General features: G+C 65.9%; 19 protein-coding genes and 3 tRNA genes. 6 read left to right on the top strand and 16 right to left on the bottom strand.

The window, feature by feature from the left end; genetic code table 11:
• Positions 1-132 precede the first annotated feature (132 nt).
• The 5 genes from CHB69_RS15390 (at position 133) to CHB69_RS15370 (ending at position 8545) form a co-directional block, all read left to right on the top strand.
• The gene (locus tag CHB69_RS15390) at positions 133-1305 is read left to right on the top strand and encodes a TonB-dependent receptor domain-containing protein (RefSeq protein WP_089216901.1); all 1173 of its coding nucleotides are present in this window, start codon (positions 133-135) and stop codon (positions 1303-1305) included.
• 233 nt (positions 1306-1538) lie between these two features.
• Positions 1539-3047: a tryptophan halogenase family protein gene (locus CHB69_RS15385; RefSeq protein ID WP_089216900.1), complete on the top strand. Its 1509-nt coding sequence runs from the start codon at positions 1539-1541 to the stop codon at positions 3045-3047.
• Positions 3044-4855, top strand: coding sequence for an alpha-amylase family glycosyl hydrolase (locus CHB69_RS15380; RefSeq protein ID WP_089216899.1), 1812 nt, complete (start codon positions 3044-3046; stop codon positions 4853-4855). Before CHB69_RS15385 ends, CHB69_RS15380 begins: the two co-directional genes overlap by 4 nt.
• Position 4856: 1 nt before the next feature.
• Positions 4857-6497, top strand: coding sequence for an alpha-amylase family glycosyl hydrolase (locus CHB69_RS15375; protein ID WP_089216898.1), 1641 nt, complete (start codon positions 4857-4859; stop codon positions 6495-6497).
• A gap of 5 nt (positions 6498-6502) precedes the next feature.
• Positions 6503-8545 carry a glycoside hydrolase family 97 protein gene (locus tag CHB69_RS15370; protein WP_089216897.1) on the top strand — a complete coding sequence of 681 codons (2043 nt, stop codon included), beginning with the start codon at positions 6503-6505 and terminating at the stop codon, positions 8543-8545.
• Positions 8546-8699: 154 nt separating this feature from the next.
• On the opposite strand, the gene CHB69_RS15365 is transcribed toward CHB69_RS15370, so the two are convergent.
• From CHB69_RS15365 to CHB69_RS15330, 8 genes are all read right to left on the bottom strand, one after another.
• Positions 8700-8775 (bottom strand) — tRNA-Glu (locus CHB69_RS15365).
• Between the two features lie 16 nt (positions 8776-8791).
• A tRNA-Glu gene (locus CHB69_RS15360) sits at positions 8792-8867 on the bottom strand.
• Positions 8868-8959: 92 nt separating this feature from the next.
• Positions 8960-10729, bottom strand: coding sequence for a single-stranded-DNA-specific exonuclease RecJ (gene recJ, locus CHB69_RS15355; RefSeq protein ID WP_089216896.1), 1770 nt, complete (start codon positions 10727-10729; stop codon positions 8960-8962).
• A complete protein-coding gene (locus tag CHB69_RS15350; protein WP_089216895.1) occupies positions 10726-12261 on the bottom strand; it encodes a PH domain-containing protein in 1536 nt (511 codons plus the stop codon). The genes recJ and CHB69_RS15350 overlap by 4 nt, the downstream gene beginning before the upstream one ends.
• Entirely contained in the window at positions 12258-12788 is a 531-nt protein-coding gene (locus tag CHB69_RS15345) for a PH domain-containing protein (protein WP_089216894.1), read from the bottom strand. The genes CHB69_RS15350 and CHB69_RS15345 overlap by 4 nt, the downstream gene beginning before the upstream one ends.
• A 118-nt stretch (positions 12789-12906) precedes the next feature.
• Complete coding sequence (locus CHB69_RS15340; protein ID WP_089216893.1) at positions 12907-13329, bottom strand: DUF2497 domain-containing protein; 423 nt, start codon at positions 13327-13329, stop codon at positions 12907-12909.
• A 76-nt stretch (positions 13330-13405) separates the two neighbouring features.
• A complete protein-coding gene (locus CHB69_RS15335) occupies positions 13406-14914 on the bottom strand; it encodes a TolC family outer membrane protein (RefSeq protein WP_089216892.1) in 1509 nt (502 codons plus the stop codon).
• 42 nt (positions 14915-14956) lie between these two features.
• Positions 14957-15619, bottom strand: coding sequence for a protein-L-isoaspartate O-methyltransferase family protein (locus CHB69_RS15330; protein ID WP_089216891.1), 663 nt, complete (start codon positions 15617-15619; stop codon positions 14957-14959).
• Positions 15620-15874: 255 nt separating this feature from the next.
• Between CHB69_RS15330 and CHB69_RS15325 the strand changes: the two genes are divergently transcribed.
• Positions 15875-15948, top strand: a tRNA-Cys gene (locus CHB69_RS15325).
• A gap of 189 nt (positions 15949-16137) precedes the next feature.
• On the opposite strand, the gene CHB69_RS15320 is transcribed toward CHB69_RS15325, so the two are convergent.
• From CHB69_RS15320 to CHB69_RS15285, 8 genes are all read right to left on the bottom strand, one after another.
• The gene (locus tag CHB69_RS15320; protein ID WP_089216890.1) at positions 16138-16797 is read right to left on the bottom strand and encodes a helix-turn-helix transcriptional regulator; all 660 of its coding nucleotides are present in this window, start codon (positions 16795-16797) and stop codon (positions 16138-16140) included.
• A 288-nt stretch (positions 16798-17085) separates the two neighbouring features.
• Positions 17086-17580 carry a PilZ domain-containing protein gene (locus tag CHB69_RS15315; RefSeq protein ID WP_170935590.1) on the bottom strand — a complete coding sequence of 165 codons (495 nt, stop codon included), beginning with the start codon at positions 17578-17580 and terminating at the stop codon, positions 17086-17088.
• 56 nt (positions 17581-17636) lie between these two features.
• A complete protein-coding gene (locus tag CHB69_RS15310; RefSeq protein ID WP_170935589.1) occupies positions 17637-18155 on the bottom strand; it encodes an A24 family peptidase in 519 nt (172 codons plus the stop codon).
• The gene (locus CHB69_RS15305) at positions 18127-19008 is read right to left on the bottom strand and encodes a tetratricopeptide repeat protein (protein WP_089216888.1); all 882 of its coding nucleotides are present in this window, start codon (positions 19006-19008) and stop codon (positions 18127-18129) included. Before CHB69_RS15305 ends, CHB69_RS15310 begins: the two co-directional genes overlap by 29 nt.
• Position 19009: 1 nt before the next feature.
• Entirely contained in the window at positions 19010-19897 is an 888-nt protein-coding gene (locus CHB69_RS15300) for a tetratricopeptide repeat protein (protein WP_089216887.1), read from the bottom strand.
• A gap of 1 nt (position 19898) precedes the next feature.
• A complete protein-coding gene (locus CHB69_RS15295; protein ID WP_089216886.1) occupies positions 19899-20879 on the bottom strand; it encodes a type II secretion system F family protein in 981 nt (326 codons plus the stop codon).
• 1 nt (position 20880) lies between these two features.
• Entirely contained in the window at positions 20881-21852 is a 972-nt protein-coding gene (locus tag CHB69_RS15290; protein ID WP_245836857.1) for a type II secretion system F family protein, read from the bottom strand.
• 31 nt (positions 21853-21883) lie between these two features.
• Complete coding sequence (locus CHB69_RS15285; protein ID WP_089216884.1) at positions 21884-23263, bottom strand: TadA family conjugal transfer-associated ATPase; 1380 nt, start codon at positions 23261-23263, stop codon at positions 21884-21886.
• Position 23264 lies beyond the last annotated feature (1 nt).

Genomic DNA, 23264 nt, shown 5'->3' with positions numbered 1-23264 from the left:
CCTTTGGTTCGTTGCAAAACCGCTGAATCAACGACTTGGGCGCGCGTCAAGCTAACCCGCTGACACCACTCAACTTAATTTCGGATCAGGCTCTATGATCCGGTTTCGCTCGATTTCATCGGCATCCCCGGCATGGTCTCGTTCGACAGCTGGCGCTATTACAACGACGATAATTATACGCTGACCGACGAGGCGGGCTGGACTCCCGGGCGTATCTTCAACGACTATATGATCCACGAAAAGGTGCTGACCGGCTTCGTTCAGGCCGATTTCGACACCGCTGCGGGCAATGCGCCGGTGCGCGGCAATATCGGCATGCAGATCGTCCATTCGGACCAGACGGGATCGAGCTATTATGCGCAGGTCGTCGGCGGCCGGACCCAGTCGACCCCCGTCACCGACGGCGCGACCTATACCGAGATACTGCCCAGCCTGAACCTGACGGTCGAGTTCGCCGACAACACCTTCCTGCGCTTTGGTGCGGCGCGCGTGCTGGCGCGTGCGCGCATGGACCAGCTGAAGCCGGGCGGCGGCGTCAATTTCGACGCCTCGAAGCGCAACAATACCGACATCAATGCGTCGCCCTGGTCGCTCGACCTCGGAAATGCGAAGCTGCGACCGTTGATGGCCGACACGGTCGACATCGCGCTCGAGAAATATTTCGGCCAGGGCGCCTATGTCTCGGTCGCCGGCTTCTACAAATATCTCGAAAATTACATCTATCGCCAGAACAGCGCATTCGACTTCACGGGCTTCGAGGTTCCCGACGGCGGTTCGGTGGCGACCTATGAAGGGATCGCCAAGCAATGGCTGAACGGGAACGGCGGCCATGTCTATGGCGCCGAGGCCTCGCTCTCGCTGCCCTTCGCGACCTTCTCGCAATCGCTCGACGGCTTCGGCATTCTGGCCAGCGGGTCCTTTACCAAGAGCCGCGTTCGCGAAGGCAATGCCGACCCGATTTCGCTCCCCGGCCTGTCGCGCTGGGTCGTGAACGGCACCGCCTATTTCGAGAAGGACGGTTTTCAGGCGCGGGCGTCGGGCCGCTATCGCTCGAAATTCCTCGCCGAAGTGTCGGGGCTCAGCCTCGCGCGCGACATGTTCATGGCCAAGAGCGAACTCGTGGTCGATGCGCAGATCGGCTACACCTTCCAGAGCGGCCCGCTCGAAGGGCTCGGCATCCTGCTCCAGGGGTCGAATCTCACCAACGAGCCTTTCGTCACCTATTATAATGACGATCCGCGCCAGATCCGCGACTATCAGAATTATGGTCGCAACTTCATGGCCGGCATCACCTACAAGTTCTGACGGCAAGGGCGGGCCGGCCGGTACGACCGGCCCGCTTGTTTCCGGCCCGCTTTGGCCGCGCCGGACGGGAGGAAATGGGCAGAACATGATCGGTTCCGACTGGAGCGTTAAATGGTTCGTGTATCCCCGCGAAGGCGGGGATCCATCGCTCGCCGGTTCCCCATTGCGCCGATCGGAGATGGGCTCCCGCCTTCGCGGGAGCACACGGCCCTTTTACTCAGAGTTGCTCTAAGGTGGGCGACAATCGCGTCACGAAGGTGGTGATCGTCGGGGGCGGAACGGCGGGCTGGATGGCCGCCGCCGCACTGTCGCGCATGATGGGCCATCTTTCGATCCGGCTGGTCGAAAGCGATGCGATCGGCACGGTCGGCGTCGGTGAAGCGACCATTCCCGCCATCCGCCTGTTCAACGCGCTGATCGACCTCGACGAGGATGAATTCATCCGCGAAACGCAGGGGACGTTCAAGCTGGGGATCGAATTTCGCGACTGGGGCCGGATCGGCGATGCCTATATGCACGCTTTCGGCCAGATCGGGCGCAGCCTCGGCATCCTGCAATTTCCGCAATATTGGCTGCGCGGCCGGCGCGAGGGCGTCGCGGGGCCGCTCGCCGACTATTCGCTGACCGAAACCGCGGCGCGCCGGAACCGCTTTGCGCGGCTGCCCCGGATTCCGAACACGAGCCTCGACGGCATCACCTATGCCTTTCAGTTCGACGCGGCGCTCTATGCCGCGCATCTGCGCCGGATCGCCGAGCGCGCAGGCGCCCGGCGCACCGAAGGCCGGATAGAGGGCGTCCGGCGAAACGGCGAAACCGGCCATGTCGAGGCGGTCATCCTCGAAAGTGGCGAGGAAATCGGCGGGGAACTCTTCATCGACTGCTCGGGCTTTCGCGGCCTGCTGATCGAGGAGGCGCTCGAAACCGGATTCGAGGACTGGTCGCACTGGCTCCCCTGCGATCGCGCGGTCGCGGTGCCGAGCGAAAATGCCGGCCCGCCGCGCCCCTATACGCAGGCGATCGCGCAGCGCTGCGGCTGGCAATGGCGCATCCCGCTCCAGCACCGCACCGGCAACGGCCATGTCTTTTGCAGCGAATTCATCAGCGAGGACGAGGCGACCGCGACCCTGCTCGCCAATATCGAGGGGCGTCCGCTCGCCGAGCCGCGAACGCTGCGCTTCCGCGCCGGGATGCGCAAGCGGGCGTGGACCGGCAATGTCGTCGCGCTCGGCCTCGCGTCGGGCTTCCTCGAGCCGCTCGAATCGACGAGCATCCACCTGATCCAGAACGGCATCGCCAAGCTGCTCTCGCACTTCCCCGACCGCGATTTCGCCGCCGTCAACATCGACGCCTACAACCGGCGCGTCGCCTTCGACTATGAACGCATCCGCGACTTCATCATCCTCCATTATTGCGCCAATCAGCGCACCGACTCGCCCTTCTGGGTGCGGTGCCGCGAGATGGCGATCCCCGACACGCTGGCACGGAAGGTCGAGCTGTTTCGAAGCCACGGCCGCATCTTCCGCGAGGAAGACGAACTGTTCATCGAAATCGCGTGGTTCCAGGTGCTGACGGGCCAGAATATCGCGCCGCAGAGCTATCATCCGCTGGCCGACGCGCTGACTCATGACGAGCTGGCGGGCTTCTTCTCCGACATCGGAAAAATCGTCGCGAACACCGCATCGCGGCTGCCGTCGCACGCCGATTTCATCGCGCAGCATTGCGCCGCAGGAGGAAGCGCATGAGCCTCTTTGCATCGCTCGCCGCGCTGGCGGCCGCCGCGGCCGCGCTCGCACCGCCCGCGGATTATCGCGAACGCCCCGCGAGCGACGAGATCATCTATTTCGTCCTTCCCGACCGCTTCGAAAATGGCGATCCTTCGAACGATCGCGGCGGCTTGACCGGCGATCGGCTGGCGACCGGCTACGACCCCGCTGCCAAGGGTTTCTTCCACGGCGGCGACCTCGCCGGCCTGACGCGGCGGCTCGACTATATCCAGGGGCTCGGCGCCACCGCGATCTGGCTCGCGCCGATCTTCAAGAACAAGCCGGTGCAGGGGCCGAAGGGGCAAGAGAGCGCAGGCTATCACGGCTATTGGGTGACCGACTTCACGCGCGTCGATCCGCATTTCGGCACCAACGACGAGTTCAAGGCGTTCGTTGACGCGGCGCACGCGCGCGGGATGAAGGTCTATATGGACATCATCGCCAACCACACCGCCGACGTCATCACCTACAAGGAAGGCGCGGAGGGTGGATTTCGCTACCGCAGCCTCGCCGACTATCCCTTTTCGCGCCGCGGCGGGGTCGATGGCGCGCCGATCAACCCCGGCTTCGCGGGCGACGGCATCGCGTCGGCGGACAATTGGGCGAAGATGGCCGATCCGCGCTTCGCCTACACCCCCGTCGTGCCGCAGGGCGAGGAGCGGGTGAAGCGGCCCGCGTGGCTCAACGATCCGATCTATTATCACAACCGCGGCAACAGCGACTGGGTCGGCGAATCCTCGCTCTATGGCGATTTTTCGGGGCTCGACGACCTTGCGACCGAAAATCCGCGCGTCGTGCAGGGCTTCATCGACATCTATGGCAAGTGGATCGACGATTTCGGCATCGACGGCTTCCGCATCGACACCGCGCGGCACGTGAATCCCGAATTCTGGCAGGCGTTCGTCCCCGCGATGCTCGCCCGCGCCAAGGCGCGCGGCATCCCCAATTTCCACATCTTCGGCGAAGTCGCGCTCGGCGGCGTCGATCCCGGCGCGCTCGCCGCCTATACGCGGCGCGACGGGCTGCCGGCGGTGCTCGATTTCAGCTTCGCACATGCGCTGATCGACGCCGTGGGCGGGACGAAGGGCACCGACGTCTTCGCGCGGCTGTTCGACGGCGACGTCCTCTATCGCGGCGGCGCTCCCGCCGCGCTGCAGCTGCCGACCTTCGGCGGCAATCACGACATGGGCCGCTTCGCGATGTTCGTGCGCAAGGCCAATCCGGACGCGAGCGAGGCGGAGCTGCTCAAACGCGTGATGCTCGGCCACGCGATGCTGCTGACGCTGCGCGGGGTGCCGACGATCTATTATGGCGACGAGCAGGGATTCGTCTCCGACGACGGCGATCAGCTCGCGCGCGAGGATATGTTCGCCTCGCGCGTAGCCGACTATAACGACAATGACCTGATCGGCACGGACGCAACGACCGCCGCGGCCAATTTCGACCCCGCGCAGCCGCTCTACCGCGAGATCGCGGCGCTCGCGGCGATCCGGCGCAGGGCCCCCGCGCTGCTCCACGGCAGCACCGCGCTGCGCGCCTTTTCGGACAAGCCGGGGCTACTCGCCGTGTCGCGCTTCGATCCCGCGACCGGGCGCGAGGTCGTGCTCGCCTATAATACGTCTGCAACGCCGCTCACCGCGCGCATCGCCATCGACATGCGCAGCGCCGCCTTTACGCCGCTCTACGGCGATTGCCCGGCGGCGCCCGATGCCCCGGGCAGCCTGACCATCAACCTCCCCGCCTTCGGCACCCTGATCTGCCGAGCCGTCGATAAAATGGAACGATAGTGTGACGACGAAGCCGATCCTCGCCGATGCTGCCCCCCGCGCGTCCGCGGCCGCCGAGCCGTGGTGGAAGGGCGCGGTCATCTATCAGATCTATCCGCGCAGCTTCGCCGATTCGAACGGCGACGGCATCGGCGATCTCGCCGGCATCACCGCGCGGCTCGATCATGTCGCAAGCCTCGGCGCCGATGCGATCTGGCTGTCGCCCTTCTATCCGTCGCCGATGGACGATTTCGGTTACGACATCGCCGACTATCGGGACGTCGATCCGATCTTCGGCTCGCTCGCCGATTTCGACGCGCTCGTCGCGTGCGCCCATGCGCTCGGGCTCAAGGTCACGACCGACCTCGTCTTCGCGCACACCTCCGATCGCCACGCCTGGTTCGCGGAGAGCCGGGCGAGCCGCGACAATGACAAGGCCGACTGGTATGTCTGGGCCGACGCAAAGCCCGACGGGTCGCCGCCGACCAACTGGCAGTCGGTGTTCGGCGGCCCGGCGTGGACGTGGGACGCGCGCCGCGGCCAATATTATATGCACAATTTCCTCGCCTCGCAGCCGCAGCTCAACGTCCATAATCGCGACGTGCAGGATGCGCTGCTCGACGTGGTGCGCTTCTGGCTCGATCGCGGCGTCGACGGCTTTCGCATCGATGCGATCAACTTCTCGATGCACGACCCCGACCTGCGCGATAATCCGCCCGCGCCGCCGTCGAACAAGGTGCGGACGCGGCCGTTCGATTTCCAGCAGAAGATCTACAATCAGTCGCACCCCGACATCGCGCTCTTCCTCGAGCGGATTCGCGCGCTCACCGACCAATATGAGGGCCGCTTCACCGTCGCCGAAGTCGGCGGCGAGAATGCGATGCGCGAGATGAAGCTGTTCACCGAAGGCGAGCGGCGGCTCAACAGCGCCTATGGCTTCGACTTCCTCTATGCCGACCGGCTGACGCCGCAGCTCGTGCGCGAGGCGGCCGAGGGCTGGCCCGATGCGCCCGGCGTCGGCTGGCCGAGCTGGGCGTTCGAAAATCACGACGCGCCGCGCGCGGTGTCGCGCTGGACCCCCGAAGGCGTGGATCGCGCGGACTTTGCGCGGATGAAGATGGCGCTGCTCTGTGCGCTGCGCGGCAATATCATCCTCTATAATGGCGAGGAGCTGGGGCTCGATCAGGTCGATATCCCGCTCGAGCTGGTCAAGGACCCCGAAGCGCTCAAGAACTGGCCGCTTACGCTGTCGCGCGACGGCGCGCGCACGCCGCTGCCGTGGGTGGCCGACGGGGTTCATGCCGGCTTCTCCGACGCCGAACCGTGGCTGCCGCTCGGCGCCGACCACGGCGCGCTCGCGGTCGATCGCCAGCACGCCGACCCCGAATCGATGCTGTCGCTCACCCGCCGCCTCGTCGGCCTTCGCGCCGCGCATCCGGCGCTGCGGCGCGGGCGTAATGCCCATTGGGTCGCCGAGGGCGACCTGCTCGCCTTCGACCGGATCGGCGAAGGCGAAATCGTGCGCTGCCTGTTCAACCTCGGCACCGCACCGATCGCGGTGGAGGCGCTTGCCGCCGGCGGCACGCCGCTCGTCGCGCTCAACGGCGCCGATACCGCCATGCTGCCGCCGTGCGGCGCGCTCTGGCTCCAGATGGAAGGATGATTTCGATGTTCCGCTATGCCCCCCTCGCGCTGCTCGGCGCGATCGCCGCTCCCGTCGCCGCGCAGGAAACGCCGGCGCCGCTGACTGCGACCTCGCCCGACGGCAGCCTCACGCTCTCCATCGGGGTCGACAATGATGCGCGGCCGACCTGGTCGCTGTCGCGCAAGGGCAAGCTGCTCATCGCGCCGTCGAAGCTCGGCTTTCTGCTCACCGACGGCATCGCGCTTCAGCGCGGTTTCGCGATCGAGGGCAGCGAACGGTCGAGCGGCGACGACATATGGGAACAGCCGTGGGGCGAACGCCGCTATGTCCGCGACCATTACAACGAACTCCTCATCCGCTTCCGCCAGAATGAAAGCTGGGGCGGCCATGCGATGAACCTGCGCTTCCGCCTGTTCGATAATGGCATCGGCTTTCGCTATGAACTGCCCGAGCAGGCGGGGCTGAAGACGGCGAAGATCGCCGACGAGATCACCGAATTCGACATCGCGCCGAAGGGCACCGCCTGGTGGATCACCGGTGGCGAGTGGAACCGCTACGAGCAATTTTATCAAAAGACGCCGATCGACGCGGTATCGACCGCGCACACGCCGATCACGATGCGGCTGGAGGACGGCACCCACCTTGCGTTCCACGAGGCGGCGCTCGTCGACTATGCCGGCATGTGGTTCAAGCGCGTCGAGGGGCAGAAGTTCCGCGCAACGCTCGCCCCCTCTTCGCGCGGTGCGCGCGTCGTGCGCGACCTGCCCTTCGCGACGCCGTGGCGCACGATGCGCATCGCCGACGATGCGGCGGGGCTGGTCGAGAACGACCTCGAGCTCAACCTCAACGAGCCGAACAAGCTCGGCGACGTCAGCTGGTTCAAGCCGATGAAATATATCGGCATCTGGTGGGGCATGATCCGCGGACCGTGGAGCTGGGCCGAGGGGCCGAACCATGGCGCGACGACCGAGCGCACCAGGCAATATATCGACTTCGCCGCGAAGCACGGGTTCGGCGGCGTGCTCGTCGAGGGCTGGAACAAGGGCTGGAACGGCAACTGGTTCGGCCATGGCGACGAATTCAGCTTTACCGAGGCGACCCCCGATTTCGACCTGAAGGCGATCACCGACTATGCGCGCAAAAAGGGCGTGACGCTGATCGGCCACCACGAAACCGGCGGCAATATCGCCAATTATGAAGCGCAGTTGGTCGATGCGATGAAGCTTTATGGCCAGCTTGGCGTCAAGGCGGTGAAAACCGGCTATGTGGCCGACGCCGGCGGGATCATCGCGCCGGGCGCGACGCCGGGGACGACCGCGATGGAATGGCACGACGGCCAAAGGCAGGTCGAGCATCATCAGAAGGTCGTCGAGACCGCGGCGAAATATCATATCGCGGTCGACGCGCACGAGCCGGTCAAGGACACCGGGCTGCGCCGCACTTACCCCAACTGGGTCGCGCGCGAGGGCGCCCGCGGAATGGAATATAATGCGTGGGGCGCCTTCGCGAACGGCCCCGATCATGAACCCACGCTCGTCTATACGCGGATGCTGTCGGGGCCGATGGACTATACCCCCGGTGTGCTCAGCCTGAAGGGCGCCGAGGACGTGCCGCTGGCCTCGACGCTGGCCAAGCAGCTCGGCCTCTATCTCGCCATCTATTCGCCGATCCAGATGGCGGCCGATTTCATCGAGAATCTCGAGGCGCACCCGCGCGAGCTCGATTTCATAACCAAGGTGCCGGCCGACTGGTCCGAAAGCCATCTGATCGCGGGCGAGGTCGGCGACTATGCGATCTTCGCGCGCAAGGACCGGAACAGCACGGACTGGTATGTCGGCGGCGTCAACGACGCGACCGACCGGACGCTGACGCTGACCTTCGACTGCCTCGATCCCGGCAAGACCTATACCGCGACGATCTACAAGGATGGTGAGGGCGCGACCTATCTGACCGACGCGCGGCACCGGATCGCCTATGAAACCATCCGCGTCAAAAAGGGCGATACATACAAGCTGTGGCTGGCGCCCGGCGGCGGCGCCGCGATGCGGCTGGTTGAAACCCGATGAGGCCGTAACCGGGCTTGGCCCTTCGTTCACGGAACGCCGAGCCCGCAGCGCCTTTGCTGCGGGCGGCGGGTCGAGGCGCGCGCTGAGCAGCGCTTCGCCGCGGCTCTGCTGTCGAGAAGAATTGGGTAGTGTGCGCCCGCCGCGTCTGGCGGGATGGTGACCCCTACGGGACTCGAACCCGTGTTTCAGCCGTGAGAGGGCCGCGTCCTGGACCGCTAGACGAAGGGGCCGTTCGGCCGATTGCGATGGTGACCCCTACGGGACTCGAACCCGTGTTTCAGCCGTGAAAGGGCCGCGTCCTAGACCGCTAGACGAAGGGGCCGTCAATCGGTGAAGCGGCGCCTTAGACGGCCATTCGCGCGGGGTCAAGCGCATGAAGGCGGCCTCTGCGCAAAAATATTGCGCGGCCGCGGATCAGTCGGCCCAGGCGGCATCCTCGAGGTGGAGTTCGGCCGCGGGGCGGCTGCCCCAATCGTCGCGTTTCGCGCGCCCTGCAAGCCACAGCCGCCGTCCGCCGCGTGCGTGGAGCAGCGTCTGGCCAAGGTCGCTCCCGGCGCTGCGGAAGGCGATCGCCTTGAAGCGTGCGCCGTCGTCGCCCGCGACGATCAGGCGGACATGATCGGTGCCGACGATCCCCGATTCGACGATCCGCACCGGCCCCGTCGCGACGCGCGGCGCGGGCCAGCCGGCGCCGTAAGGGCCAGCGCTCTCGATCGCTTCGCACCACAGCGGATTGATCCCCCTGGGCGCGAGCACCGCGTCGATCAGCAGCGACTTGCCGCCGCTCGCGCGCTCGACGTCGGCGGCGAGGCGATCGTTCAGAAAGGCGCCGAGCGCGTCGATCCGGTCGGCGGCGACGGTCAGCCCTGCCGCCATCGCATGGCCGCCGCCCGCGACGAGCAGCCCCGTCTCCTTCGCGGCGAGGATCGCGGCGCCGAGGTCGACGCCGCCGATCGAGCGCCCCGATCCCTTGCCGACGCCGTCTTCGTCGAGTGCAATGACGATTGCCGGGCGGTGGAGCTTTTCCTTGAGCCGCCCCGCGACGATGCCGATCACCCCGGGATGCCAGCCCGGCGCGGCGACGATCGCGACCGGCGCATTGGCGCACGCGGTGCTCGCCTCGATCGCCGCTTCGAGCACCGCGGCTTCGATCGCGCGGCGTTCCTCGTTCAGCCGGTTGAGCTCGGCGGCGATGTCGGCGGCCTCCTGCGGGTCGCTCGTCGTCAGCAGCCGCACGCCGAGGTCGGACTTGCCGACGCGCCCGCCGGCGTTGATCCGCGGGCCGAGCGCGAAGCCCATGTCGCTCGCGCCCGGCGGCTTGGTCAGCCGCGCGGCGTCCATCAGCGCCGACAGACCGATATTGCCGCGCCGTGCCATCACCTTCAGCCCCTGCGTGACGAGCGCGCGGTTGAAGCCGGTGAGCCGCGCGACGTCGGCGACGGTGCCGAGCGCGACGAGGTCGAGCAGCTCGATCAGCGCCGGTTCGGCGCGCGATGCGAAAAAGCCGCGCGCGCGCAAGGTGCGGAGCAGCGCCGCGCCGAGCAAGAAGGCGACCCCGACCGCGGCGAGATTGCCGTGGATCGCGGCGTCGGGCGCTTCGTCGAGCCGGTTGGGGTTCACCACGGCGAAGGCTTGCGGAAGGGTGGTCGCGCATTGGTGATGATCGACGACGATCACCTCGACCCCCGCCGCCTTTGCCTCGGCGATCGCGTCGAACGCCTGTGCGCCGCAATCGACCGTGACGACGAGCCGCGACCCCGCCTCGCCGATCCTGACCAACGCGGCGCCCGAAGGGCCATAGCCCTCCATCAGACGGTCGGGGATATAGGCGCCGACGGGCACGTCGAGCGCGCGCAGCAGCCGGACGAGCAGCGCCGCCGAGGTCGCGCCGTCGACGTCATAGTCGCCGAAGATGGTGATTGCTTCCTTTGCTTCGACCGCGTTGGCGAGGCGCGCGGCGGCGGCGTCCATGTCCCGGAAAATCGACGGGTCGGGCATGAAACCGCGCAGGGTCGGCACGCGCTGGCGATCGACATCCTCGCGCGCCACTCCGCGAGCGAGCAGCAATTGGGTGACGAGATCGTCGGGGACGAGGCTGTCGCCGCCCATGTCGGCGCTCGCGCGGCGCCAGTGCCACGGCTGGCCGAGGATCGAGCGGTCGATGCCGAGCGCGGTGCTGCTCATGCTACGCCCCTTTCGCCGAGGATGCGCGCGCGCAGCGCCTTCGCGATGTCGAGCGGGATCGCCGGAATCTCGTGGCTGCCGAGCGCGCTGCCGCCCGGCACGCCGAACCGCAGCGTGGCGAGGCCCAGCGGGCGCAGGATGAAATCGGTCGCAAGGTCGACGCTCTGCACCGAGGCGAAGGGGAGCAGCGTCGTCTTGGGCTTGATCCAGCCGCTGCGGATCGCGACCATCTCGCCGACCTCGGCCCAGCCGTGAAAATGCGCGCTGATCCATGCGCCGGCGGCGATCAGCGGTGCGATCGCCAGCGGAATCCATCCGGTGGGCTGTCCGACCGCGAGTGCGATGACGCCGCCGAGCGCCGCGATCCCCGCGCCCACGAAGCCCCCCAGCGCGACGATGCGGTGGCTGTGCGCCCAGGGCCGGTCCGCACCCGGCCTAGCGATACCGATCTCGGCAAGCACGGCGTCGATTTCATCGAGCCGGCCGAAGGGGACGACCTGATGGTCCTTCTCCTTCTCGCCGTCGCTCGCGAGGCTTTGCAGACGCAGCTCGTGCCAGCCGAAGCGGCGCCGCAGCCAGCCGGTGACGATGATCGCAGCCTGCACGCGGCGCACCGGCAAGGCGACGTCGGTGCGCGTCGTCAGGCCGCGCGTGCGGCGCAGCGCGCGCGGCTCGCGCGTCAGGCGGAAATCCCAATTGGCGAGGAAGGTCATCGCGATGCCGCTCGCAAAGCCGATGAAGAGCAGCGAGATCGCCGCGCCGACCCCCGCGACCCAGCGGTGCGCGACGACCCATTGGTCGAGCCCATATTGCTCGGCGATGTCGATCCAGTCGAGCGGATTGAAGATGTTGAAGTCGAACGGCAGCACATTGTCGAACAATTGCATCGCCGCGCCGACCACCGCGAGCGCGGCGAGCGAGAAGTTGAACAGCCCGGCGACCAGCAGCCGCTTCGGCGACATCGCGAAGAGCAGCCGGTCCTCGGTCGCCGGCGCGGCCGCTTCGGCCCCGCCGCCGGCGCCGGTCGCGACCACCGGAACCGCCGTCCCGCGGTGCGCGCGGATCGTCGCGCGCAGCGCCTGCGCCGCGCCGAGCCCGATCGCGTCGAGCCGCGCGTCGTCCTTCTTGCCGCCGCCCGCACCCGTCTCGAACCCGACCGTGGCGATGCCGAGCGCGCGCGCGACCAGCCCCTGTTCGATGCTCACGTCCTGGATGCGGTCGAAGGGGATGGTGCGGTGCTGGCGCGCGAGGACGCCGCTTTCGATCACGATCTCGTCGGCGCCGACGGCAAAGCGGAACCGCAGCCACGCGAGCCAGGCGAAGACCAGCGAGAGGAGCAGGAACAGGCCAAGCGCGGGGATGACATAGATCCATTTGCCTGCGATGCCGATCGCCGCGAGCGCGGGCAGGAAATTGACCGAGCGCGGGCCGAGCTTGACGATCGCGAGCAGCAGCGTCGCGGGGTGCAGCCGCTGCCAGTCGGTCTCGGCGACCGCGTCGTCGGCGGGCAGGGCGGCGGCGGCTTCGTTCATGCGAAGTCGGTCTGGATGTGCCGGCGGATCGTCTCGCGCATCGCCGCGGCAAGGTCCGAATGGAGCCCCGGCAAGGTCACCGTGCTGTTGTGCGTGCCCGAGGTGTGGACGACGAGGTGCGACAGGCCGAACCAGCGCTCGATCGGCCCCTGCCCGACGTCGATATGCTGGACGCGCACGAAGGGGACGATCGTGTCGACGCGGAACAGCCAGCCGCGCGCGACGCGCAGCTGCCCGTCGCCAATCTTGAACCCCCAGCGCTGCGCGCGGCGCGAGGGGAAGGTGACGACGATGATCGTGCCGAGCAGCCACGCCGCGACGGTGAGCAGGCCATAGGGACCGCCCTCCGGCCGGATCGCGAGCATGTCGACAAGGGTGGCGGCGATCGCGACCGGCAGCGCCTTGAGCAAGGTCGCGATGCGCAGCACATGCGAATAGGCGGGGTCGACGGGATCGAGCCCCTCGCCGGCGTTGAGCGCGTCGGCCGCGAAGGGGTCGATCGGGTGAGCGGCGATGGTCTCGGTCATCGCCCTTCGATAGTCCCGCTGCACCCCCGCGGTCCATACTCAATCAGAACGCCGCACATGTCGATAGGCGCGGAAATGGCGCGCGCTGCTTCGATGTTTTCGGGTTTTCGGTTGGAGGCTAGGACTGCCGGCCCGTGATCCGCCCGATTTCCTTCGCGACCATCGTTTCGACCATCGCGGGCAGGTGGGCGTCGAGCCACTCCTTCAGCATCGGACGCAGCGCGTCGACGACGACATCCTCGATCGTGCGGCTACCAGGAACCGCCGGGGCTGGTGCGCTCGCGGCGGGCGGCGGCGCGATCGCGGCGGTCAGCGCCTCGAGCGACTGACGCGCGGCATCGGCGCTTGCGGCCGAGACGAGTTCGTCCGCCTCGGGCTGCGAATCGTCCGGCGATCCGGCGGGCTGCTCGTCCTGCAGGTCGAGGACATCGTCGGCGGCGCGATCGTCGCGCGCGGCGCCGGGTGCGTCATCGCGCGCGATCACGCGCCGGATCGACGACAAAATATCTTCCATCGACGGCTCTCGCGACATGTCGCCCATAACAGCCCCCTTCGAACCCGCCCAAAATCGGGCGATTAACCACGTCTTACCGGGGCAGGGCAGGGCTTGCCAAGCCCTATTGTCCGTTCTCGCGGTCGATCGGGCCGATCAGCGGGTTGTCGCCGGCGGGGACGCTGGCGTCGGCGGCGGGGACATTGCGCGTCGAGGTCGTCTGCTGCTGCGGGGCCGGATCGTCGGCCCAATCCCAGATCTGCCCCTTCACGCGCTCGTAATTGGCTTCGGGGTCATAGAGCGCTCCACCCTCGATCCCGAGGTCGCGCGCCTCGGCCTTGCCCATCGCGGCGAGCACCGAAAAGGCGGCGACATAGCTGTTGCGCTTTGCCGAGACGAGCTGGACCTGCGCGTTCAGATATTCCTGCTCGGCGTTCAATATGTCGAGGATCGAGCGCGTGCCGACGCTGTTTTCGGCGCGCACACCCTCGAGCGACAGCGCGTTGGCGCCGACCGCCTGCTCGGTCGCGGAGATGATCTGCTGGTTCGCCTTCCACGCGGCATAGGCGCCGCGCGTCTGCGCGATCACCTGCCGCTCGGTCGCGACATAGGTTTCGATCGCCTGGCTGGTGCGCGCCTGGGCCTGGCGCACCTGCGCCGAGGGGCGCCCGCCCTGAAAGATCGGCAGGGTCAGCGTCACGCCCGCGGCGGCGCTCGTCGTGGTGTTCTGCGCATCGACGACCTGACTGGAGATCGAGTTCAGGAAATTATTGTAGCTGCCCGAAACAGTGCCCGACAGCTTTGGCATACGCGACGCGCGTGCGACGCCGATGTCGGCGCGCGAGGCATTGAGCAGCTGGTCGGCGGCCTCGATGTCGGGATTGTCGTTGAGCGCGATGGCGACGGCTTCGTCGGCGCTCGCCGGCAGGTTCGGCAACTGCGGCGGCGGCTGCAGGTCGACCGGGGCTTCGCCGACGAGGCGGGCATAGAGTTCGCGGCTGGCGATCAGCTGCGCCTCGGCGGTGCGCAGGTCGCCCTCGGCGAGCGCGAGCCGCGCCTGCGACTGCGCGACGTCGGTGCGGGTCAGGTCGCCGATTTCGAAGCGGTCGCTCGTCGCCTGCAGGTTGGTCGTCAGGACCGAGACATTCTTGCGGTTGAGCTGGACGATCGCCTGGTCGCGCAGCACGTCCATATAGGCGCCGACGACCTGTGCGAAGATGCTCGCCTCGGTCGCGCGCAGGTCGGCCTGTCCCGCCTCGACGCGGAACTTCGCCGCCTTCACCCCGTTGCGCACCGCACCGCCCTGATAGATCGGCACCGCCACCTGCCCGCCGACCGAAGCATAGCGCATCGGCGAGGTGAAGCTGTTGCCCGGAACGACGAGATTTTCCTGATAGTCGGCCTGCGCCCCTACCGAAGGAAGTCCCGACGCCTTCTGGATCGGCACATTCTCGTCGTTCGCGCGCTGGCCCGCGCGCGCCGCTGCCAGCGTCGGGTTGTTCTCATAGGCCTTGGCGAGCGCGCCCTGCAGCGTTTCGGCGGCGGCCGGCGGCGCCAGCGTCAGCGCGCCGAGCGCGAGTCCGGCAAGCCATTGGCCACGGCGAAGCGTCTTGGTCTTGTCACGGGTCTGCATGGTCGCGTTCAGCCTGAAAGTCGGAAAAGGGGAGAGGGGATTTCAGAAGCGAAACCCCGTCGGCGCGGCGAAGCCGGGAAGCGGCGCGACGTCCATGTCGGCAAAGCTGCGCAGCGCGATCGCGCCGCCGGTCTTTACCCCCTGAACGAGCCGCGTCACCGATCCGTCGCGGCGCGCGGCGACCAGGCGGCCGCCCTCGGCAAGCTGGGCGGCGATCGCTTGCGGAAGCACCTCGATCGCGCCGTCGATGACGATGCGGTCGAAGGGGGCATCGGCCGGATCGCCTGCGGCCAGCGGCCCCGCGACCCAGTGGATCGAATCGCTCGCCGTCGCCTGCTGCGCCGCTGCCATCAGATCGGCATTTTCCTCGACCGCATGCACCTCGGCGCCGAGCCGTGCGAGCAGCGCCGCCATATAGCCCGTCGCGCTGCCGATCAGCAGCACGCGCGTGCCGGGCCGGATCGCCGCCGCGACGAGCATGCGCCCCGCGACGAGCGGCGGGTTGAGGAAGCGCCCGCCGCCGAGGTCGATCGCGCGGTCCATATAGGCGACGCTCGCGAGCGCCGCGGGCACGTGCGCTTCGCGCGGCGCGGCGCCCATCGCCGCGACGACCGCGGGGTCGATCACATCATTGGTGCGCAGCTGGCTGTCGACCATCGCCGCGCGCATGTCTGCCGCACTGATTTCGCTGTATCTGGTTGCCATGGGTCGCAATCCGGTTCCTGCAAGTTTCGATCTCGCGAGAGGGCTTCTAGCCGAAGCCATGCTGTATTGCAATAGTAATACAGCCCTGCCCGCGCGCTGGTGCCGCGCATAGCCGCGCAGCCCGGCCCCGCCAACCCCGCATCGCATGGGCGGGGGCGTTGGGCGCGGCGCGGCGAATCCTTGACAAGCACGGCAAAGCCCATCACTAGCGGCGCCTCGCACTTCCCCCGGCCGCGCGCCGGGACGCGGGATAGAGGCCCGATGGCGGAGTGGTGACGCAGCGGACTGCAAATCCGTATACGCCGGTTCGATTCCGGCTCGGGCCTCCAGTATCCTGTCGGCAGACGACTGCTGATGATCCAAAAGACCCCGGTTTTCTGCTGCTTATTAGGCAGTCACTGATTGCCGGCGATCGTCTTTGATTGTCCGCAATGGCAGCCCGTTGGGGGCTTTTTTCGGGGCAGGCGCTGCCCCGAAATGCACGAGGCCGGGTCGTGAACGCAAGACAGGCCGAGCGATTATATCTCGATCATGATGTGAATCTTGTCGGCCGTCGTGCCGACAATCCTGGCAATATGCTGCTTCGCCTCCGCCAGAATGTCCGGTACGTCGGCCCTTGCGTCGCTCCCCACAAGGTCAGCAATCGACACGTCAAGGAGCCGGCTCAAGGTTTCCATCCGGCCCATTCGAGGGCGCGATCTGCCGAGTTCCCAAGCACAGACAGCAGGCTCGCTGACACCGAGAGCCTCCGCCAGATCGGCCTGTGTCAGACCCTTTCGATTCCGCAGGCGCTTCAATCTTGCGCTGAAGCGCTCTGTGGCCAGCGCCGTCGGGAGCAGATTTTCGGGCATGTCACCCGCGTCGCTACGCAGTTCGACCGCGCTCAGCGTCGCTTGCGAGATCGGTGCGGCAAAGATGCAGCCCATCTGGCCTGCGCTCGACCACACAATTTTCGCACGAACGCGTCCCGCTTGCGGGAGGTCGATGTCGATGGTTTCGCCTTTGGCGAACTCGACCTCTCCTGCGATCAGCATCCCCGCCGAGGATATGTTGAGGATGGTCAACGGAATGGCGTCGCCGTCGGGTTTTCCGCCCGTCGAAGACAGGCGCAACGTGCGCCTCGGATGGCGCCGGCGTTTGGCGGGGGCCGCGGATTCGAGATAGGCTGCAAGGGGCATAAGGGTCGTCGATTACCGATCATTCGGGCCAGGAATTAACAGGGGTCACCGGTTGCAACGCGAAGACGGCCCGGCCATCATATCCTTGCATTCTAGCGCCGAGACCAGCGACGGAGCGCACAGCCGGTCTTCCCGGGGGCTCGCACGGTCGCATTTTCCTTTCTGAATGCGCCGGCCTCTTCGCCCGGGTCGCGGATCGAGCGGCGTATGCGATCGCTCGTCGATTTGAACGCAAAAGCTGCGCGAGGCGGTCCCTTGGCAGGTCTGCCGGAAGTCCTATGGACGTCATCAGCTGAACGGCAAAAATGCCAACATGAAAGCGAATGCCGCCAGGAACAGGGAAAACAGGATTGTAATGGCATAGGTCGCGGCCAAGCTGCTCCCCTGCGGTCCTGCTGCGCGAAAATCTTCGGAGAGGCTTGCGGTGTCCCGTTCGGCCTGTTGGCGCTGGTCGATCCCGAACGAAGATTTGAGGAGTGCGGCGCTCAGGGCCCCCTGCGTTACTGGCGACAGAAACTCACAGCCGAACATGCGGCCCTGGCTTCGCCTGGCACGAGCGGGAGTGGGTCCGATCTCCGGAAGCTCGAGCCAGAATATCTCGCCGATTTCAAACGAGGCTTCGGACTCGATCAAAAGCCCGGTGCGCGAAAGATTATAAATCCGCACCGCGGAATAACGATCGAGCGAGCGCCGCGCCGTGCCGTCCAGCGCCACAAGGCGACGCGCATTTCGCCGTCTTTCTTCGCTCTTCTCGGGCGTCAGGATATGAGCGAGCAACGCCAAGCCGGGCTCCTTTGCCCGGAAAATGGCATGGGGGCCTTAATTTTGGGTTATTGAATTCAGGATGGCGACCAGGGGTAGGTCTGGAGGAGCGTCACGATTCCCCCGGCAGCTATGGCGATGCCATAAGGAATTTTGCGTTCGAACAAGCGGCGGCGATGCTCCGGTGGCCCCGAGTCGAAAGCGAGCGCACGAAAGATGTGAAAGAGCATTCGCACCACGACGACAAGCGCGCCCGTGAGCGCCGTAAGCAAGAGCAGCAAAACGGCATCGCCCAGGCCGAACCACAGGGCCACCGCCGCATAAAGTTTGGCGTCGCCGCCGCCGAACCATCTGAAATGGAAAAGAGCCATGCCGGCCGCGAGCGCGAGCGCAAAATGGGCCAGATGTGACCAGATCGGGTCGCGAAACGGAAAACCCCAAACCCAGGCCGCGAGGAAAAGCAATATCATCAGCGCCGGAAGCAGATTCGGAATCCGCAGGCTATGAATGTCACTCGCGGTCGCGAGCAGCAGGATGGCGACAAAGGCGACTTGGAAAGCGAGCAAATCAGTCATGATGCCCCGCCGCTTCGTCATATTGCCGCCAGAGCCGCTCGTCGTGGCGCGGACGTTCGAGAAGCGCCTGCGCATAGAGGGCTTCGGCCAGCTGGACGTGGCCGGCTCGGCGAGCGCCGGCCCCCGCCGACTGCAGACGCCGGCTCCACTGCATATCGTCGTCGCCTTCGGTGCGCCGGGGCAAGCGTCCGAGCATGCCGTTGGCGAAATCCAGATTCAGGGCGATTCCTGCGTCGTCGGGATGTAGCGGCGCGATGGTCGAAAATATCGCCGCCGCTTCCGCCGGAGCGTCATTTGCCAGCAAGGCAACCGCCAGGTCATTGGCGACATCGCTGCTGTGCGGACGCAAAGAATGCGCGCGGCGTAGCGCGGCCACCGCCAGCGCTGGGCGGCCTGCCTCCAGTTCGAGCCTGCCGAACAGGCGCCAATAGGAGGAATCGTCGCGGCAATCGCCTTCCCGGCCGGCCAAATAGTCTCGGCCGGCTTCGATCCTCCCCAACCGAAACTGCGTCGTGGCGAGAGCGATCGTCCCTCGGCAGGACATGCGCTCCTCGATCGGGAGCCGATCGAGGAGCTTGGCAGCATCTTCCGAACGCCCTGTGAAAAGCAGGAGTTCGCCCCGCATGAGCAGCACCCGTCCGTCATTGTTCGCGCCCAGCCCGTCGAGCAGCACTTTGGCTTCGACCAGACGCCCGCCGTGCAACGCGTCGTCCGCAGCCTCGAGGACATCCATATGGCCTTGCACGGCATCGCCGGTCATCGCGGGCTGAGACGCGGCGAAGGCCGGTCCGACCGGCGCCGACAGCAACATGAGCAATGGCGCAAACGCACGCGCCGCCCGACGACGCGTTGCTGCCAGATCCGCGCCGTCCATATCAATCAACCCTGAACGCAGACCGCCAAAGCGCTGCGATCTGGACGGCCCGCGGGTTTCGGTTCAATTCGTCGAGATAGGCAGCCACCAGTCCCAGATATTCGGTATTCGACATCGGCTGCGCCGCTGCCGCGGGGTCGGCGATCCGACAGATGGTATTGAACGGCTGTCGGCTGATATAGACTTCACCGATGCTCAGGCGGAACATCCTGACAGGCTCTCTGGTCGACGGCGCGGCCTTCGCGCCGGAGTCGCTGTCCAGGCAAAGGACCGAGGCCGCCTCCGCGACCGAGGCCGCCGGCATTGGTCCAGAGGACGGCAAGCCGGCCTGTACGAGCAGAGGGCCCAAAGTTCCGCCAAGCGGACTTTCGGTATCGACGATCTCGAAGGACGCAGCCCGAGGCGCGGCAGTCGATGCCGGCCCCCGCCCGTCGTCCGGATCGGCGGCCTGGGGCCGGTTCGCCGGAGCCGCTTCCTCGACCTCGGCCATCAATCTCTGTCGCTTCGACGAACGGCCGATACGCTCATAGAGTCTGGCCAGATTCCGGCGCGTGCGCATATCCCCCGGCCGAGCCGCCAGCGCCTCTTCGAAATAGCGCTCGGCAAGGTCGCGGCGACCGATTCCATCATATGCGATCGCAAGGCCGTTAAGGCTTTCGGGCTTCAAATCCGGGTCGCGACTTGCCGACTTGAACAATTCGATCGCCAAACCGAATTGCCGCGCGGCCAGATATGCCCGCGCCCGTGTCAGCGATGCATCGGGCGACAAATTGGCGAGCACGGGCACGTCGCGCACCTGCGGGAGCGCCGAATGCAGACGCGGGCCAAAGGAACAACCTGCTGCCGTGGCCGCGCAGACAATGAAGAATGCAGATTTTCGCAAGGCCATGTCAGCCGCCTCCTGCCAAAGCGGGCGCCACTTCGCGGATTACGCGAATGACCGCCGGGAGCATCAGAACGCCGATCATTACCGGTAACATGCATGCCACCAACGGTATCGACAGGAGAACGGGCAAGCGGTGCGCTTTCTCTTCGGCGCGCATCTTCCGTTTTTCCCTCATTTCGGCGGCGTAGACGCGCAATGTCGCAGCGATGCTCGAGCCAAGCTTGTCCGACTGGATCAACAGGGTCGCAAATGCCCTGATCTCGTCGGCCGCGGTCCGGTCCGCCATGTTGCGCAGCGCTTCCTCGCGGCTCGCGCCGGCCCGGAGTTCCAGCGTCGTGTGCGAGATCTGCTCGGCAACGAGCGGGTGCGACAGGGCCATCTCGCGCCCGACCCGGTCGAGTGCGGCTTCCAGCCCCATTCCGGCCTCGACGCAGACGAGCATCAGGTCAAGACAATCCGGGAATCCATTCAGAATTTCTTGCTGACGGCGATCGGCCTTTGCCGTCAGGAAAAGGTTGGGGACAACAAGTCCCATCAGCGCAAAGAATGCACCTTGGAGATAGAGGCTCAAAAGCGAAATCTGCTTGCCGGAAACAAACTGCGGCAGAAGGATGATGCTGGGCAGCGCGAAGATCAGGACGATGCGAACGAGGGTGAAAATCTTCGGTGCGTTTGGCGAGCGAAAACCGGCCGCCAACATCCGCCGCCGCAGACCTTTCGCATCGGAGTCGGCGAGAGAGAGGCCGCCTCTTTCGATACGTTCGGCGATCTTCGCCCAGCTTCCCTGGATTGCGTCGGCCGAACGCAAAGCCTCGCGCCCCGCCCTTTCACCGCCCGAAACCGGCGTTGTCTCCAGACGTCCCAGAATTTGGCGCCGGTCCTGAAAGACGCGGATGACCGCGAAGAAGAATGAGGTGACCCCAATGAACAGAAAGGCCAGAAAAGCGGTTTTCAAAAAGGGTGAAGAGGCAAGAATCTCGGTCATATCAAACCTTCAGGTCGATCATATGCCGGATCGAGACGAAGCCGATCACATACAGAAGAATCAAACCGCCAAAGCCGATGAAGAAGATCGGATCGGTCGCCACTTCCAGGTAGAAGCCGGGATTGGTAAGAAAGAGCCCGGCGAATGCCAGGATCGGCAGGGCAGTCAGGATGATCGCGGTCATGCGTCCTTCGGAACTGAGCGCCCGCACCTTCATGAACATGCTCGCACGCTCGCGGATGACTTTGCTGAGGTTTTCGAGGATTTCGGCAAGATTTCCGCCGGTCTCCATCTGCACCGAAACCGAAACGACGAACATGTGAATGTCGGGCAGCCCCCAGCGCTCCGCCATGCGCGCCAAGGCTTCGCGGAGATCCAGACCAAAGGCGATTTCGTCGCTTACGATCCCGAATTCCGATCCGACCGGATCGTCCATTTCTTCGGTGAGCAGTTGAAGCGCGGTCGGAATAGGATGGCCTGAACGCAGACCCCGGACGAAAATGTCCAATGCGATCGGAAACTGGCTTTCCATGCGCCGTCGTCGGGCATCGGCCAGCCTGCCGATGACCATCCACGGGAGAAGAAACGCCAGAACGACGGCTATGGCGAACGCGAGCTGGACCACCCCCAGCGTGATCTGAAAGCCCGAAAGGGCCGCTCCCACGATGATCAGGCAGGCCACGGCGGCGGCACCAACCGCCATATAGGCGGCGACCTGCAGTTCGGATGCCCTGATATTGGCGGCATTGAGCGTGCGGCGGAAAGATTTCATCCACCTTGATAGCCAGGGCGGCGCGCTTGCCAGCCCGCGCGGCACCTCCTTGCGCAGCATCGCGACGACCATGTCGCGGTCAACGCCCGATTCGATCAGTCGAAGTCGTTTGTTGACGGCGCGCCGCTTGCCGCTGCGCTCGACGAACCGGCCGACCAGAAACTGCGTTATCAGCACCACAAAGGCGAACAGTGCGAGCATCGTCGCGAGGCGAAGGACAGCGTCGCCCATGTCAATCGAGCTTCCGGTCGGGGCGGAACAAGTCCGCCGGAAGGTCAATGCCATAGGCCGACAAGGTATCGAGGAACTTCGGCCTGATCCCTGTCGCCTCAAACTGTCCGAGCACATTATTGTCGGCGTCGCGCCCCATCATGCGGAATCGGAAAATATCCTGCATGGTGACGACCTCACCTTCCATGCCCGTGATTTCGGAGAGGCTCATCAATCGCCGCCGACCATCGGACAGGCGCCCGATCTGCACGACGACATTGATCGCCGAGGCGATCTGAGCTCGCGCAGCGCGCGCCGGCATGTCGACGCCGCTCATCCCGATCATCTGCTCGATGCGCGACAGGGCGTCGCGCGCCGAGTTGGCGTGAACCGTCGTCATCGATCCATCGTGCCCCGTGTTCATGGCCTGAAGCATGTCGAAGGCCTCGCCGGCGCGGACCTCACCGACGATGATGCGGTCGGGCCGCATGCGCAGCGCGTTCTTGACGAGGTCGCGCTGCGATATTTCGCCCCGGCCTTCGATGTTCGCCGGCCGCGTTTCCAGGCGAGCCACATGCTCCTGCTGCAGCTGCAATTCCGCCGAATCCTCGATCGTGACGATACGCTCGCGCTCATCAATGAACGAGGAGACCGCGTTGAGCAGCGTGGTCTTTCCTGACCCGGTGCCGCCCGAAATCAGGATATTGCGACGGGCCTGGACGACGCCTTCGAGAACCTCGGCCACGGCTGCCGGAATGCTGCCGAGCGCGATCAGCTTCGCCATGTCGATAGGAATGCGCGCGAATTTTCGGATCGACAGCAGCGATCCGTCGATCGCGAGCGGCGGCACCACGGCGTTGACGCGCGAACCGTCCGCAAGACGCGCATCGACGAAAGGCGAGGCTTCGTCGATGCGTCGCCCGACGGCGCTCGCAATCTTCTGGATGATGCGAAAGAGATGCTTCTCGTCCTTGAAGCGCGTTTCGACTCTTTCCAGCAGCCCCATGCGCTCGATGAACACGATGTCATGGCCGTTGACCAGAATATCGGTGATCGTTTCGTCCTGCAGCAGGGGTTCGAGGGGGCCTAGTCCGAGCAGTTCGTCGAGTACATCGGATACCATCGCCCGCCGTTCATTGGCATTGAGCGCCATCCGGTGACGCTTGATGATGTCCGCGATGAGTTCGCCGGCTTCGGCGTCGATCTGTGCTCGCGAAAGTTTTTCGAGCTGCGCGAGATTGATTTCGTCAAGCAGCTCGCGATGGACCTGGACCTTGAACGACAGCAGATCCGCCTGGCGATCATCCCGCACCTCGCCATGTCTCGCGGCGGCGAATTCGACGGGTTCGGGCGCCGGTTCGGATACGGCGCCCGAACTCTTCTGTTTTTGAAGCTGCCACATT

Origin of the sequence: Sphingopyxis indica, assembly GCF_900188185.1 — a bacterium.
Lineage (GTDB): Bacteria > Pseudomonadota > Alphaproteobacteria > Sphingomonadales > Sphingomonadaceae > Sphingopyxis > Sphingopyxis indica.
Note: the sequence above shows the minus strand (reverse complement) of the source record. Positions and strands in the feature narration are given on the sequence as shown.

Coding starts and splice junctions, on each gene's coding strand:
- CHB69_RS15310 (WP_170935589.1), bottom strand. CDS start 18,155: ATGACGAAGCGGCGGGGCATCATGACTGATTTGCTCGCTTTCCAAGTC.
- recJ (WP_089216896.1), bottom strand. CDS start 10,729: ATGAGCAGCACCGCGCTCGGCATCGACCGCTCGATCCTCGGCCAGCCG.
- CHB69_RS15290 (WP_245836857.1), bottom strand. CDS start 21,852: ATGCTCGCACTGTTCGCCTTTGTGGTGCTGATAACGCAGTTTCTGGTC.
- CHB69_RS15320 (WP_089216890.1), bottom strand. CDS start 16,797: ATGCCCCTTGCAGCCTATCTCGAATCCGCGGCCCCCGCCAAACGCCGG.
- CHB69_RS15330 (WP_089216891.1), bottom strand. CDS start 15,619: ATGGCAACCAGATACAGCGAAATCAGTGCGGCAGACATGCGCGCGGCG.
- CHB69_RS15380 (WP_089216899.1), top strand. CDS start 3,044: ATGAGCCTCTTTGCATCGCTCGCCGCGCTGGCGGCCGCCGCGGCCGCG.
- CHB69_RS15295 (WP_089216886.1), bottom strand. CDS start 20,879: ATGACCGAGATTCTTGCCTCTTCACCCTTTTTGAAAACCGCTTTTCTG.
- CHB69_RS15370 (WP_089216897.1), top strand. CDS start 6,503: ATGTTCCGCTATGCCCCCCTCGCGCTGCTCGGCGCGATCGCCGCTCCC.
- CHB69_RS15350 (WP_089216895.1), bottom strand. CDS start 12,261: ATGAACGAAGCCGCCGCCGCCCTGCCCGCCGACGACGCGGTCGCCGAG.
- CHB69_RS15345 (WP_089216894.1), bottom strand. CDS start 12,788: ATGACCGAGACCATCGCCGCTCACCCGATCGACCCCTTCGCGGCCGAC.
- CHB69_RS15300 (WP_089216887.1), bottom strand. CDS start 19,897: ATGGCCTTGCGAAAATCTGCATTCTTCATTGTCTGCGCGGCCACGGCA.
- CHB69_RS15305 (WP_089216888.1), bottom strand. CDS start 19,008: ATGGACGGCGCGGATCTGGCAGCAACGCGTCGTCGGGCGGCGCGTGCG.
- CHB69_RS15340 (WP_089216893.1), bottom strand. CDS start 13,329: ATGGGCGACATGTCGCGAGAGCCGTCGATGGAAGATATTTTGTCGTCG.
- CHB69_RS15335 (WP_089216892.1), bottom strand. CDS start 14,914: ATGCAGACCCGTGACAAGACCAAGACGCTTCGCCGTGGCCAATGGCTT.
- CHB69_RS15390 (WP_089216901.1), top strand. CDS start 133: ATGGTCTCGTTCGACAGCTGGCGCTATTACAACGACGATAATTATACG.
- CHB69_RS15285 (WP_089216884.1), bottom strand. CDS start 23,263: ATGTGGCAGCTTCAAAAACAGAAGAGTTCGGGCGCCGTATCCGAACCG.